Source organism: Halorubrum sp. AD140 (assembly GCF_034497445.1).
Lineage (GTDB): Archaea > Halobacteriota > Halobacteria > Halobacteriales > Haloferacaceae > Halorubrum.
In genome coordinates this window covers 1-14,613 of sequence record NZ_JAXRUU010000039.1, presented here as the reverse complement: position 1 = coordinate 14,613, position 14,613 = coordinate 1, and the positions used below count along the sequence as shown (strand labels likewise).

The window sequence follows — 14,613 nt, the reverse complement described above, 5'->3', positions numbered from 1 at the left end:
CGCATGGCAACAGAGGAGACAGACACCCCGGAAGTCGAACACACCCAGACCGGCGTGGACGAGATTACGAGCGGTGCGAAGTCTCAACTCGGCTTTACTGAGGACCAGAACAACCTCATGGGACTCGCGTTCATCCTCCCGAACGTCGTCGTCTTCTCGGTGTTCCTGCTCGGGCCGGTCCTCTTCGCGTTCTACATCTCGTTCCAGGAGTGGAGCATCCTTGCCAACAGCGGCACGTTCGTCGGTCTCGACAACTACGTGGAAGTGCTACGGCCGGCTCCGGTCGGAGTCGTCGACGGGACCCTCGTCTTCAACACCGACACGCTCACGGATCCGACGGAGAACCTGTGGTGGTTCGCGCTACGAAACACGTTCATCTACGCGATCGGAACCGTCCCACTCCAGATATTCGGCGGGCTCGCAGTCGCGTTGATGCTCGACAAGCGCGTCCGCGCGAAAAAAGCGTACCGGGCCGCGTACTTTATGCCGGTGATGCTGTCGGGTGCCGCAGCCGCCGTCATGTGGCGGTGGTTCCTCGCGTCCGACGGCGTTATCAACTCGTTTCTCGAGCCGCTCGGGATCTCGCATAACTGGGCCGGCGACCCCGCAACCGCACTCGGCGCGGTCATGCTGATGGCGGTGTGGGGCGGAATCGGGTCGAACATGATCTTCTTCCTCGCCGGGTTACAGAACATTCCCGAGGAACTGTACGAGGCGGCGCGGATCGACGGGGCGTCACAGTGGGGTCGGTTCCGGCACGTCACCTGGCCGAGTCTCGGCAACACGAACTTCTTCGTCATCGTCATGGCGGTCATCGGAGCGTTCCAGGTGTTTGGTATTGCGCTGATCTTCTCCGAAGGCGGCCCGTACTACGCGACGACGACCACGGTGTTGCTCATTTACCAGCGCGCCTTCCAGGAAGGCGCGATGGGGGTCGGGGCCGCGATGTCGTTCCTGCTTTTCCTCCTCATCTTCGCGTTCAGCTACTGGCAGTACAAACGACAGGAATCAGAGGAGATCGACTACTAATGACTCACACACACGGGAGGATCGACTGATGGCACGGAGCAGCTACGAGTATCCGGGATACGAACGGGCCGGTGTCACCTACTGGTCGAAAACGGCGGCGCTGTACGCCGTCGTGACCGCCGGAGCGCTCTGGATGACACTCCCGTTCTGGTGGACGGTGACAACCGCACTGTCTGCTGACCCGACCTCAGCGGAGGTGTCGTTTATCCCGGCGACGGTAACCATCGAGAACTTCATCCAGCTGTTTGAGCGACCGGACATCCTGATCGTTCGCTGGTTCATCAACACGGTCATCTTCGCCGGTGCCGTCACCACGTTCAACCTCGTCTTCGACAGCCTTGCCGGATACGCACTGGCGAGAATCGACTTCTGGGGACGTGAGAAGCTGTTCCTCGCGTTTATCTCGACGATGATGATTCCGGGAATGGTGACGCTCATCCCCGTGTACCTGCTTCTCGTCGAACTTGACTGGGTGAACACGTACAAAGGACTGATCGCGCCGCTGATCGCCGGACCGTTCGGGATTTTCCTCCTCAGACAGCACTTCAAGAGTCTCCCGGCAGCACTCGGTGACGCGGCGAAGATCGACGGGTGTAACGAGTTTCAGACTTTCTACAAGATCTATCTACCACTCGCCAAGCCAGCGTTAGCCACGCTCGGCATCTTCACGTTCATGGGAGCGTGGAACAACTTCCAGTGGCCGGTCATCATCGCCCAAGAGAACGAGATGTACACGCTTCCGGTCGCGCTGTTCGCCGTTCGAAACCAGTACTTCGCCGAGTGGGGACTGATGATGGCGGCCGCGCTGATCATCGTCGCACCGGTGATCATCGCGTTCCTCGCCGCACAGAACTACTTCATCCGCGGCATGTCGCTGTCCGGGATGAAAGGGTAAACTCACACACCTTGTGGATACGGACTGTTCGCTGGATGAATTCCGGTGAAGAGCACGAGAACGTGTAGGGTGAGAGGCTCTGGCGAGCGTTTGAATTTGGATCAGCCCCTCGAGCGGAACGCTTTGCCTGAGCGGTATTGTCACTGAGCGCGTCGAGACGTTCCCCGAAGAGCCGAATCAGTTCGCCTGGATCTCCTCGCCGGCGCGGTCGATGAGGCCACGAGCCGTCTCGAACAGGCCGTCGGCATCGGTCTCCGCGCGCGCCTCGGCGGTGATCCGCACCAGCGGTTCGGTCCCGCTCGCACGCACGAGGAACCATCCTGACTCTGTCTCCACGCGGATGCCGTCGAGCGTCGACACGTCATCGAACTCCCCGCTGACGAGTTCTCCAACGCGCTCGACGACGGCCTGCTTCGAGTCGGTGCGTACCGAGTCTCGCCGAATCGGGTAGGTGGGGAGCTCCTCAACCAAGGCCGCGAGCGATCCCTCGGTGCTCACCAGCGCGGCAAGCGTACACGCGGCGAGGGGCCCGTCGGGACACCGCGTCTGCTCCGGCCAGATCCACGCGCCGCTGGGTTCGCCGCCGAACACGACGTCCGAGTTCGTCGTTTCGGCCGCGACGTACGCGTCGCCGACGGGCGTGTACGTCACCTCGGCACCGACGTCGGCGAGCGCGTCGGCGACGAGGAGGCTCGTGTCGATCGGGACCGCCACGCGGTCACCCGCCTCGGCCTCACGTCTGGCAAACAACGCGAGCAGCGCGTCACCGGGAACGAACCGACCACGCTCGTCGATCGCCATCATCCGATCGGCGTCGCCGTCGTGGACGATCCCGAGGTCCGCCTCGGTGGCCTCGACGACCGCGCAGGCCGTCTCACAGTTCGCGGCCGTCGGCTCGCTCGGCCGCCCCGGGAATCGGCCGTCCCGCTGCGCGTTGAGCGTCTCCACGTCACAGCCGGCCGCGTGGAGCGCGTCGGCGGTAACGCGACCGACGCCGTTCCCGACGTCGACGACGACGGTGAGGTCGCCCGGGAGCGCGACCGACTCGCGGAGCGCGCGCTCGTGGTGGGCGTGAGCACCCTCCTGCCGGCGGTACTCGCCGAGTTCGTCCCACGCGGCGAGGTCGAACGCCTGCGTCTCGACGAGCGTCGTGATGCGAGCGTTCGCGTCCTCGTCGAACGCGCGCCCGTCGGCCGCCCAGAGCTTGATCCCGTTGTCGGGGGGCGGATTGTGCGAGGCGGTGATGACGACGCCGGCGTCGGCGCCCTCGCGGACGACGCTGCGCGCAACGGTCGGCGTCGGCTGGACACCCACGTCGACCACGTCGCCGCCACACTCGGTGACCCCGGCCGACAGGGCGCGACTCAGCGTGCGCCCGCTCTCGCGTACGTCACGCCCGAGGACGACCGTGTCGGCGCCGTCTGCCACTAATGCACGCCCGATATCGAGCGCGAGCGCGGCAGTGATCACCTCGCCAACGCGGCCCCGAACGCCGCTGGTTCCGAACATACCGCGGTTTCTCCGTGGGGCGAAAAGACGCTTCGGGTCCCGATGAGAGTGATGTCCGGTCGTGTCCCGAACTGAGATACGAACACGGAGAGTGGGCCGCAAACGAACCGCCGGGTTCACGAACCGAAGCCATAATCGTTCTGGCTCAACAATATTGGTCCATGCAGAACAAGCGCGTTCTCGTCACGGGCGGCGCGGGCTTCATCGGATCGAACCTCGCGAACCGCCTCGCGAGCGACAACGACGTGATCGCCGTCGACGACGCGTACCTCGGGACGGCCGAGAACCTCGATCCCGACGTCGAGTTCGTCGAGGCGGACGTCCTCGACGACGACTTCCCCGCCGACGTCGACGTCGTCTTCCACCTCGCCGCGCTCTCCTCGCGGAACATGCACGAGGAGGACCCTCAGCGCGGCTGCCGCGTCAACGTCGAGGGGTTCGTCAACGCCGTCGAGCGCGCCCGCCGCGAGGGGTGTGACACCGTCGTCTACGCCTCCACCTCATCCATCTACGGCAGCCGCACCGAGCCCTCGCCCGTCGACATGGACGTGGAGGCGCACACCGCCTACGAGGCCTCCAAGCTCGCGCGCGAGCGCTACGGGGAGTACTACGCCAACCACCACGGGATGAACGTGGCGGGCCTCCGCTTCTTCTCCGTGTATCAGGGCTTCGGCGGCAACGAGAAGCACAAGGGCGAGTACGCGAACACGGTCGCGCAGTTCGCCGACGCGATCGCCTCTGGCGAGGCGCCCGAGCTGTTCGGCGACGGCAGCCAGACGCGCGACTTCACGCACGTCTCGGACGTGGCCCGCGCCTGCGAGCTCGCCGCCGACCACGAGATCACGGGCGTGTACAACGTCGGCACCCAGGAGGCGTACTCGTTCAACGAGATGGTCGCGATGATCAACGACGCGCTCGGCACCGACGTCGACCCCGAGTACATCGAGTGCCCCTTCGACGGCTACGTCCACGACACGATGGCCGACTACTCGACGTTCCACGAGGCGACCGGCTGGGAGCCGCAGATCAGCTTCGAGGAGGGCGTCGAGCTGGTATGTGAGCCGTACCTGGACGGAGAAGCGCGCTGAGGCGTCGTTCGACTGCCGACGGCCGGCCGATGTCGTCTCTGGGCCGAGCGATCGTGGTGACGGTCGCCGCAGCGATTCGGCCGACATAAGCCCGACTTAAGCCGAATTCGGCGCCTATAACAATTGCTCTCGGTCGGCTTGCGGGCCCATGTCCGACCGCGAGGTCGCCGTCAGCGGTGTCTGTCTGCTAGTGGTCGTCGCAGCAGTAGCGCTCACTGGGGGCGTCGGCGTCTCGGCCGCTGAAAACGCCGAGTTCCACGTGACGGACGACGACCTGGAGAAAGACACGACCCTCGGGGACGATCGCGCGACAGTCATCTTGAGCGGCGAGAACGTCGGTAACGGGACGGCCGACGCTGAGGAGCCCGACAACGCTGGCTCCGACGACGCTACCAATTCTAGCTCCGACGACGATGAGGAGTCAGACAAGCCGGAAGAGACAGGCGATTCCGACGATCCCGATGGATCGGACGAGTCCGATGAGTCCGAGGAACAGGACGAGTCCGATGAGTCCGAGGAACAGGACGAGTCCGATGAGTCTGAGGAATCCGATGAGTCTGACGAGTCCAATGAATCAGATGACGCTGACGGGTCAGACGATGCTGAGGAATCGGGCGATGCGAACGATCCCGACGATTCCGGGGAGTCAGACGACTCGGAGGAGCAGAACGACGCTGAGGAGCCAAACGAGACGGACGAATCGGACGAGTCGAGCGATCGCGAAGAACCAGACGATTCTGACGGTTCGGACGATTCCGAGGAATCAGACGACTCCGAGGAGTCAACTGAGCCCGAGGAGACGAACGGCTCCGACGGTTCAGAGGAGCGAGACGACTCCGCGGAACAGGACGAGCCAGACGAGCCTGAAGAGTCGGATCAGGAATCGGACAACGCTGACGGTTCTGAGGGGCCAGACGAGACGAACGAATCGGACGATTCCGAGGAACCGGATGGGCCAGACGATTCCGAGGAGCCAGGCGACGCTGACGAGCCGGAAGAGTCGAACGGTTCTGATGACCAGGACGAACCGGACGAGTCGGACGATTCCGAGGGGTCAAACGAGACTGACGAACCGGATGAGTCTGAAGATTCTGAGGAGTCGGAAGATTCCGACGATTCCGAGGAACCGGACGACTCTGGAGAATCAGATGAGCCTGAAGAGCCAAACGAACCTGCCGAGTCTGAAGAGCCGAACGAATCTGATGACCAGGACGAACCGAACGAGTCTGAGAACTCCGAGGAATCGAATGGGACAGACGAACCGGACGAGTCGGATGAATCCGAGGAGCCAGAGGGGGCAAACGGCTCGGACGACCCTGCGGAACCGGGAGATCCCGACAATTCTGAGGAATCGGACGATCCTGAAGAGTCAGATGAGTCTGAGGGGTCGAGCGATTCCAACGATTCTGACGAGCCAGAAGAGTCGAACGAATCTGCTGACCAGGATGAACCGGCCGATCCTGAGAATCCGAACAACTCCGAAGAGTCAAATGAGACAGACGAACCGGACGAGTCGGACGGTTCCGATGAAAAGGACGAATCAAACGGCTCGGACGACTCTGCGGAACCGGACGACTCGGACGGGACCGGGGAACCGGCCGATCCTGGAGAATCAGATGAACCCGAGGGGTCGAACGGTTCCGAGGAACCGGATGGGCCAGCCGATTCCGGGGAGTCAGATGACGCGGAGGAACCGAACGACGCTGACGAGTCGGAAGAGGCGAACGAATCAGCTGACCAGGGAGAACAAGACGCGTCGGACGATTCCGAGAGATCAAACGAGGCTGACGAACCGGACGAATCGAGCGATTCCGAGGAATCTGACGGTTCGGACGACCAAGAGGAATCGGACGACCCAGAGGAGCCGGACGAGCCAGATGATTCTGAAGAATCTGACGAGTCAGAGGAATCTGAGGAAATGGACGATCCTGAAGATTCAGATGAACCCGAGGAGTCGGACGATTCGGACGATTCCGAGGAGTCAGACGACTCGGAGGAGCAGGACGATTCCGAGGAACCGAATGAGTCTGAAGAGCCGAACGAATCTGGAGAGCGGGACGAGCCGACCGAGTCAGATGAGCCGGAGGAGTCAGATGAGACGGATGAAGGGGACGAGTCGGACGAGCCTGCGGAACAAGACGAGTCGGACGAGCCCGCGGAACAAGACGAGCCGGACGATTCTGGAGAGTCTCAAGAGTCGCACGATTCCGACAGTACCGAGGAGTCTGATGGCTCTGAGGAACAGGACGAATCGGACGACGCAGACGAGCCAGGGGAGTCGGTCGATCCAGACGACCCCGGGAGCGTGGAGATCGTCGAGAGTGAGGTGCCGGCGGATCGCGTCAGGGTCGGCTACGAGACGACGCTCCGGACGACGGTCGAGAACCCCAGCGACCGTCCGGCGACCCGGACCCTCACCGTGGCGATGCACGACGACCCCGTCGCCGAACGAGAGGTGTCGCTCGACCCGGGTGAGAGTGCGACGCTCGAGATCGCGTTCGTGCCGCCCGAGAGCGGAACGGTGTCACTCGAGGGGGACGAGGTGGGCTCGATCGAGCTGTTCAGCGGGAGCGACAACGAGACGACGTCGCTGGACTCCGAGACGGAGTCGGGTGTTCCGGGATTCGGCGTAATCGCCGCGGTGCTCGCGGTGGCCGTGACGGCGCTCGCGGCCCGGAGACGGCGGTCGTAACCGGACGGGTGCCTGCGCTCGATTTTACGGGGCGTCGAACCGCGACGGCGTGGAGAGGGTTCGCGGTCGAACGGTGCGATCGGTGCGGTGAGCGGCTCCGACCGGGCGTTACATGTAACCGAGGTCGCGCAGCCGCTCCATCAGGTCCTCCTTGTCCTGGGCGCGGCCGGCGCGTTCGGTGGTGTCGTCGAGGTCCTGGAGCCAGGCGGGCTCTTCGGTCGTCTTCTCCGTGCTGACCTCGCTGCCGAGCGAGCGGAACCCGGCGAAGTACTTCGGCGAGATCGGGACGTCTTCCTGCTCGACGCCCTCGGGGAGGTCGTCGGCCGACTGGGGGACGTAGCCGTCGTCGGGGAACGCCGCGACCGTGTCGGGGACGACGTAGTTCCAGAACGCCTCCCACACGTCGGCCTCCGCGAACTGGAGGATGGGCTGGATCCGGTCGTGCGGCGGGAAGAGGTCGGGGTCGTGACGCGGCGAGAAGAACGTCTCGTCGGCGCGCGCCTCCTGTTCGTCCCAGCGCACGCCCGAGATGACGCCGTCGATGTCGTGCTCCTCCAAGGCGTTGTTGAGCGCGACCGTCTTCAGCAGGTGGTTCCCGACGTACGTGTCCAACAGGAACGGGAACGTGTCCTCCTCGTACTCGAGGATGTCTCGGATGTGGTGCTGATTCTGCTCGTTGAGCGCGTCGACGGGGATGTCGTCGCCCGGCTCGAGCCCGTGTTCTTTGACGTACGCGCCGACGTCCTCGTTGCGGGCGTAGACGAGGTCGATCTCCCACTCGTCGGCCCAGCGCTCGACGAAGTCGGTGATGTCCTCGAAGTGCTGGAAGTGGTCGATGAAGACGGCGGTGGGCTTCTCGTAGCCGTACTGCTCGGCAACCTGGTTGATGAAGTACAGGGTCAGCGTGGAGTCTTTCCCGCCCGTCCACATCACCGCGGGGTTGTCGTACTGTTCGAGGCCCTGGCGGGTGACCGCGACCGCCTTCTCGATTTTGTGTTGCAGCGACGGGTAGTCCGCCGGATCCTCGCCCTCGCCGTCGGCGTAGTCGACGTCGACGCTCGCCGGAAAGTCGTCGCTCATGTGACAGACGTATCAGCGCGAAGGTGAATAGGCCTTCTGAATCGGCGCGCGTTGCCAGCGAACGGGGAGGTCGGCGGGACTTGCCGGCGTGCGGGAGCGACGGCGCGAGTTGCCAGAACACAAGCGATATGTCCACACGACGTAACTACGGGCCATGGGACTGTTCGATCGGCTGCGCGGCGACGACGACGAGCGGGTCGTCTTCCTCGGGATCGACGGCGTACCGTACGACCTCGTGCAGGATCACCCCGACGTGTTCGAGAACCTGACCGAGATCGCCGAGACCGGGTCGGCCGGACGCTTGGAGAGCATCGTGCCGCCGGAGTCGAGCGCGTGCTGGCCGAGCCTCACCACCGGGAGAAACCCAGGTGCGACCGGCGTGTACGGCTTCCAGGACCGGGAGGTCGACTCCTACGAGACGTACGTCCCGATGGGCCGACACGTGCGGGCGACGCGGCTGTGGGACCGCGTCACGGACGCGGGCCGGGACGCGACCGTGCTCAACGTCCCCGTGACGTTCCCGCCGTCGACGCGGATCCAGCGACAGGTCTCCGGCTTCCTCTCGCCCGGCCTCGACGCCGCCGCGAGCGACGACGACGTCGAACGGGTGCTCCGGGACCGCGACTACCGCATCGACGTGAACGCGAAGCTCGGCCACGACGACGACAAGAGCGAGTTCATCGAGAACGCCAACGCCACGCTCGACGCCCGCCACGACGTGTTCACCCACTACCTCGCCGAAGACGACTGGGACCTGTTTTTCGGCGTCTACATGACCACCGACCGCGTCAACCACTTCCTGTTCGGCGACTACGCGACCGACGGCGAGTACGCCGAGGAGTTCCTCGACTTCTACCGCACGCTCGACGGGTACATCGGCGAGATACGCAACTCCCTCGACGACGACACCACCCTGATCGTCGCCTCCGACCACGGCTTCACCGAGCTGACGTGGGAGGTGAACTGCAACCAGTTCCTCGCCGACGAGGGGTGGCTCTCCTACGAGGACGACGACCACGACTCCCTCGGCGACATCGACGACGAGACGCGGGCGTACTCGCTCATCCCCGGCCGCTTCTACCTCAACCTGGAGGGCCGCGAGCCCGATGGCGTCGTCCCCGAGTCGGAGTACGAGGCGGTCCGCGAGGAGCTCGTCGACGACCTCGAGTCGCTCACCGGCCCCGACGGCCGACGGGTGTGCAAGCGGATCGTGAAAGGCGAGACCGTCTTCGACGGCGACCACGACGAGATCGCGCCCGACCTCGTCGTCATCCCGGCGGACGGCTTCGACCTGAAGTCCGGCTTCGGCGGCAAGGAGGCCGTCTTCACCGAGGGCCCCCGCAACGGGATGCACAAGTTCGAGAACTCGCTGTTGTACACCACCGACCCCGACGTCGACGTCGCGGGCTCGAACCTCTTCGACGTGACGCCGACGATCCTCGATCTCATGGAGGTCGACGTCGACGGCTCCCTCGACGGCGAGAGCCTTCTCGCGGAGTAACGCCGGCGACCGAACGGCCTCATCGGCGCCACCGCCATCCCTCTCACCCGAGCAGCGACGGCCGCTCGCCGGGCGCCGCACGAAACCCGTACCAATCGCCCCCGTCGACGACGATCAGCCGGCCGTCGACCGCGAACAGCTCGTCGGCCTCGACGCCGTCCGGGAGCGGCGCGGTCCACCGGTTCTCCCCGTCGAGGCCGACGGCGACGATCCGAGAGCCGTCGTCCTCGCCGGGGGCGGTTCCGTCCTCGCTCTCGGCCGCGTACATTCCGTCCGCGTCGGTGGCCAGCAGGTCCCCGTCGGCGAGGTCCTCGCGCTCCCACGCGAGCGCCCCCGCCCCCACGTCGACCGCTCGCACCGCTCCGGCAAGCGCGTAGTAGAGGCGACCGCCGCCGATAGCGCGCGTCGGCGGGCGGTTCGTCGGCGTCGCGACCGCGAGTTCGAAGCGTCGTTCGAGGTCGCGGTCGTACCCCGCGATAGCGTCGGCGGTCGCGTCGCCGACGACGAGCGTCCCCTCGACGGCGACCGCCCAGTCGACCCCGCCGGACACGGCCCGATCGGCGCGGCGGTCGCCCGACAGGTCGTACCGAACGACCGTCGCGGCGTCCTCGTCTGACGCCGACGATTCGGCGTCGGAGACGACCGTCCAGACGTCCTCGCCGTCGACCGCGACGCGCGCGAGAGCGCCCGCGACCGCCTCACCCTCGCCGTTCAGCGAGTCGGTCTCTCTGACGAACGCGCGGTCGCCCGTCTCGGCGTCGAACGCCGCGATTCCGCGGTCGGTGACGGCGCCGACGAGCGCGTCGCTCGCGCGGACGCCGAACGGGGTGGAGGCGGTGTCGTCGTCCGTGCCGGTCTCGTCGTCCCCGCCGGCATCCTCCCCGTCGTCGCCTCTCTCACGCGAGGACGCGGTGAGCGCCGACGGCAGGTCGGCCCGCCACCGGATCGCCTCCTCGCGCTCGTCGTCCCCGTCCCCCGTCGCGTTCGCGCTTTCGGTGTCTCCGCCCACGGTCGCGTCGTCGGACTCGGCCCCCGCCTCACGGTCGATCGCGGTCACGCGCCCACCCTCCACGGGGACGACCACCGAGTCCGAGTTGACGGCCGGCACACCGACGGCCTGCCGCTCCGTGGTCGCGTCGAGGCGGGTCTGTCCGGCGGCGTCGACGGCGGTGACGCCCGCGTTCTCGTAGTCGTACCACTCCTCGGACTCGAAGTCGTACGACGTTCCCGACTGGTTCCGCACGACGACCAGCCGGTCGGCGGTCGGGAGGAACCACCGCTCGACGGCCCCGAACGACCCGCCGCCCCCGATCGACGACTCCCACGCGAGGTCGCCGCCCCCGGGGCGGTAGCCGCAGCCGGCGAGCGCGCTCGCGACCCCGGCGCCGGTCGCCGCGAGGACGCGGCGGCGGGAGAGCGCTCCGTTCGGCTCGGGTTCTGTCACGCCGCCTCACCTGCCATCTCGCGGAGCCGGGCGATCCGCTCGCGGGTCGGCGGATGCGTCTCCGGGAACACGTCGGTGCTCACCAGCTCCTTGTCGCTGAACGCCCGGCTCTCCAGGGGCGCGACGTACAGCGCCTCGGCGCCGCCGTCGAACTTTCGGAGGTCGCGCTCGGGCACCTCGGGCATCGACTCGTCGAGCGTCGCCAGCGCGCTCGCGAGCGCCGCCGGCGACCCGGTGATCTCGGCGGCCGCGCGGTCGGCGGCGTACTCGCGGTACCGCGAGAGCACGCGGTGGATCAGGACGCTCCCGAACCAGAACATCGCCGAGACGGTGAGCGTGAGGACCGCGCTCGCGGTGATCACGACGAGCCCCACCGCGAGCGCCCGTCCGTCCCGGTCGCCGCCGGACCCGCCCCCGGCGCTGAGGAGCCTCACAAGCCCGTAGAGGACGTAGAAGGCGGCCACGGCGAGGTAGTACGTCACCGTCGGGAGCACCCACGCGACGGTCATCAGGCTGGCGTCGCGGTTCGCGAGGTGTGCGGCCTCGTGAGCCAGCACGGCGTCGCGCTCGTCGTCCTCCAGTAGCTCCAGCAGCGCGGTCGTGACGACGACGGTGCCGTCCCCGGGCGTCCCGACCGCGAAGGCGTTCGGGAGCTCCGTCTGCGCGACGGCCACGTCCGGCTTCGGGACGTCCGCCTGCGCGGCCACCCGCGTGACGGCGGCGTGCAGCTCCGGGTACTCCTCGGGCGACACTCGCCGCCCGCCGACGGAGCGCAGGACGGTCCGGGGGCCGTACCGGTACTGGACCGCGAGCCCGCCGAGGACGACGACCGCGAGGAACACCGGGTCGACGTAGAACTCCCCCGTGTAGGGGCGCTCGTTCGCCCACTCCAAGAGGGGGAGCCCGACCGCGTTGATGAGATAGACGAACGTGTACGCGAACGCGAACGGGAGCGCGACCACCAGCCCGGTCGCGATCAGCATCCGGTGGCGGAGCCCGCGGTCGGAGCCGAGGCGGCGGTCGGCGTCGGAGTGATCGAACGGCCGGAGCGGTCCACGGGACCGCAGCGATCGAAGGGTCTCGACGATGGAGGGCGACATCGGTGTCGATCCGCGCGTTGGATTCCCCGGGGCTTAAATCCGGTCGGTGGCCGCCTCACCGCGCGGGCGACGCGCCGGCTCGCCGGCCTCGTCTCGACTGATCGCCTCGTAGAAGGCGACCGAGTACGTCGCGTAGAACGCGCCGAACGCGGCCGTCAACAGGAGGTACCCCAGGGCGGCCACCGCGACGACGAGGGGGGACGGCTCGATCGCGACGAGGTCGGCGAACGGCGTCCCTCCCATCTCCGACGGTCCTCCCGTCCCCGACGGGTCCCCCATTCCCGCCGTCCGCGAGAACGCGCCGAGGACGAGCGACGCGACCGCCGCCAGCGTGCCGAATGAGACGCTTCCCGCGAGGAGGACGAGCGAGTAGCCGAGGACGCTCACCGGGTTCGACCGGACGAGCCGGACGCTGCGGCGGAACCCCGCGACGAGCTCCGCGTCGTCGAGGACGACCGCGTGAGCGTAGAACTGGACGGCGAAGCTGACGAGGAAGTACGCGAGGAGCAGCCCGCCCCCGACGAGCGCGAGGAGCACCAGCAGCGTCGGGCTGACCCCGATCCCGGGAGCGTCGGCGCTCCCCGCGGTCGCGAGGCCGCCCGCGACGACGACGACCCCGCCCACGAACGAGACGAAGCCGAACGCGAGGTTGATCGCCAGCAGGACGAAGTAGCCGAGCAGCAGCGACAGGTAGTGCTCCTTCCCCGCGGCGACCAGCGTTCCGAGCCCGGTCCGCCCAGCGATCGCCTCGCTCGCCATCCCCAACACCCCGCCCTGGAAGAAGGGGAGCGCGAGGACCAGCACGCCGAACGTGCCGAGCGAGATCAGCGCCGAGAGAATCGGCCGCGTCGGCGGCACGAGGAGCGAGGGGACCTGGGAGAGCCCGAACAGCGCCGTGACGAGCAGGAGGATGGGATTGCGAACGATACCGCCGACTGCCGGACGGAGGGCGTGGAGGGCCGCCATGGCCTCACGTTTCGGTCGAGATACATAAATTGACTGCCTCGTCGAGACCCCCAACGGGAGACGCACTCCGGATCCCCTCGTCCGGTACCGGAAATACGCTCGTCGCCGAGGGGCCTCACTTCCACGGAGTGCCGACCACCTCGGCTTGGATCCCGTGGCCGACGCGTAGCCGACAGTCGGATTCGGGCGTGGCGATACAGAGGAGGAGGTACCCGGCTTCGAGGGAGGACGGTTTCAGTGCCCGTGGTGACGTCTGGTGGCTCATCTCGCCGTCGAGCAGTTCCGCGGTGCAGGTGCCACACACCCCGTACAGACAGCCGTACGGAACGGCTTCGCCGGTCCGTTCCGCCGCGTCGACGACCGTCTCACCCTCCTCGACGCGAATCGTCTCGGTCTGTCCGTTCGGGCGGACCAGTTCGACGGCGTGGGTCGTCACGTTCGTCACGACCGATCACTGCCAGACGTCGCTCGTGCAGTCGCCGCCCGGCCAGCGGATCTCGTGAGCTCGGGCGGGTCCCCCCGGGGCGTCACCGAAGTCGACGAGGAACTCCTCGTCCAGTTCCAGCCGCCCCTCGTCGGGGTAGACATCGGCTTTGAACATCAGCGAGCCCTCCGTGGCGATGTCCGGGAAGAACTGGTTGTCCCACGACGAGAACAGCGACGTCGTCCAGTAGAGCCGCTTGCCGTCTCGGGAGAGCTGGAGCATCTGCGGCGAGCCGCGGATATCCTCGCCCTGCACCGTCTGCCGGTCGCCGAAGAGGCCGCCGGCCCACACCCGATCGACCAGTCGCGGATTGCCCGCGTCGCTCACGTCGTACATCCGAACGTCGCCGTGGAGCCAGTTCGAAAAGAACAGGTACTGGTCGTCCAGCGACAGCAGGATGTCCGTGATGAGCGGCGGCACCGGCATGTCCCAGTCCTCGTGTTCGCGCGGCTCCTCGTCGATGACGACGTCCCAGTCCCACGCGCCGTCGCTTTTCTCGTAGAAACGGATGATGTTCGAGGAGAGCGCTGCGCCGACGTATCCCTGCGTCTCCTCGGGGTTGTGGCTCATCCGGACCTCGAGCGGAATCCGCCCCTGCTCCCCGAACTCGAGCGTCTGGAGGTGCTCGCGGTCCTCCCACGACCAGATGTGGATGCTGTCGCCGTACTCGCCCGCCTCGACGTCGTCGAGGTCGAACCCCGGATAGTAGGTGTTCGGCGCGGCCCACTCGCTCGATATCATGACGTCGTGGCGGGGCTGGTACCAGTAGTCGTAGTTCATCTCCATGTCGCCGCGGTCGGCCTCCCAGTGACCGTCGATGCTGAA

Annotated in this window: 12 protein-coding genes; 5 read left to right on the top strand and 7 right to left on the bottom strand. The window is 66.6% G+C overall.

Features of this window, described 5'->3' with window-relative positions; genetic code table 11:
• Positions 1-3: 3 nt before the first annotated feature.
• Both U4E84_RS10735 and U4E84_RS10730 read left to right on the top strand, forming a co-directional pair.
• On the top strand, positions 4-1,029 hold the full coding sequence (locus tag U4E84_RS10735; protein ID WP_322532089.1) for a sugar ABC transporter permease: 1,026 nt from the start codon (positions 4-6) through the stop codon (positions 1,027-1,029).
• Positions 1,030-1,057: 28 nt separating this feature from the next.
• A complete protein-coding gene (locus U4E84_RS10730; protein ID WP_322532088.1) occupies positions 1,058-1,924 on the top strand; it encodes a carbohydrate ABC transporter permease in 867 nt (288 codons plus the stop codon).
• 177 nt (positions 1,925-2,101) lie between these two features.
• Here the strand turns inward: U4E84_RS10730 and glmM are convergent, their stop codons facing one another.
• Positions 2,102-3,433, bottom strand: a complete 1,332-nt coding sequence (gene glmM / locus U4E84_RS10725; RefSeq protein ID WP_322532087.1) for a phosphoglucosamine mutase — start codon at positions 3,431-3,433, stop codon at positions 2,102-2,104.
• 161 nt (positions 3,434-3,594) lie between these two features.
• Between glmM and U4E84_RS10720 the strand changes: the two genes are divergently transcribed.
• Together U4E84_RS10720 and U4E84_RS10715 are read left to right on the top strand one after the other, a co-directional pair.
• Positions 3,595-4,521 (top strand): NAD-dependent epimerase/dehydratase family protein, encoded by a 927-nt coding sequence (locus tag U4E84_RS10720; protein WP_322532086.1) that lies wholly within the window; start codon positions 3,595-3,597, stop codon positions 4,519-4,521.
• A gap of 148 nt (positions 4,522-4,669) precedes the next feature.
• Positions 4,670-7,213, top strand: coding sequence for a hypothetical protein (locus U4E84_RS10715; protein WP_322532085.1), 2,544 nt, complete (start codon positions 4,670-4,672; stop codon positions 7,211-7,213).
• 108 nt (positions 7,214-7,321) lie between these two features.
• Here U4E84_RS10715 and U4E84_RS10710 read toward each other — a convergent pair whose 3' ends face one another.
• Positions 7,322-8,293 (bottom strand): phosphoadenosine phosphosulfate reductase family protein, encoded by a 972-nt coding sequence (locus U4E84_RS10710; protein WP_322532084.1) that lies wholly within the window; start codon positions 8,291-8,293, stop codon positions 7,322-7,324.
• Between the two features lie 154 nt (positions 8,294-8,447).
• Here U4E84_RS10710 and U4E84_RS10705 point away from each other — a divergent pair, with 154 nt between their 5' ends.
• Complete coding sequence (locus U4E84_RS10705) at positions 8,448-9,794, top strand: alkaline phosphatase family protein (RefSeq protein WP_322532083.1); 1,347 nt, start codon at positions 8,448-8,450, stop codon at positions 9,792-9,794.
• 43 nt (positions 9,795-9,837) lie between these two features.
• Here the strand turns inward: U4E84_RS10705 and U4E84_RS10700 are convergent, their stop codons facing one another.
• The 5 genes from U4E84_RS10700 to U4E84_RS10680 form a co-directional block, all read right to left on the bottom strand.
• A complete protein-coding gene (locus U4E84_RS10700; RefSeq protein WP_322532082.1) occupies positions 9,838-11,238 on the bottom strand; it encodes a PQQ-binding-like beta-propeller repeat protein in 1,401 nt (466 codons plus the stop codon).
• Positions 11,235-12,338, bottom strand: a complete 1,104-nt coding sequence (locus U4E84_RS10695) for a M48 family metalloprotease (protein WP_322532081.1) — start codon at positions 12,336-12,338, stop codon at positions 11,235-11,237. Before U4E84_RS10695 ends, U4E84_RS10700 begins: the two co-directional genes overlap by 4 nt.
• 33 nt (positions 12,339-12,371) lie before the next feature.
• Complete coding sequence (locus tag U4E84_RS10690; RefSeq protein WP_322532080.1) at positions 12,372-13,304, bottom strand: hypothetical protein; 933 nt, start codon at positions 13,302-13,304, stop codon at positions 12,372-12,374.
• A 115-nt stretch (positions 13,305-13,419) separates the two neighbouring features.
• On the bottom strand, positions 13,420-13,749 hold the full coding sequence (locus U4E84_RS10685) for a 2Fe-2S iron-sulfur cluster-binding protein (protein ID WP_345785507.1): 330 nt from the start codon (positions 13,747-13,749) through the stop codon (positions 13,420-13,422).
• 6 nt (positions 13,750-13,755) lie between these two features.
• On the bottom strand, positions 13,756-14,613 hold an 858-nt coding region (locus U4E84_RS10680; RefSeq protein ID WP_322532078.1), incomplete at its 5' end, for a selenium-binding protein SBP56-related protein.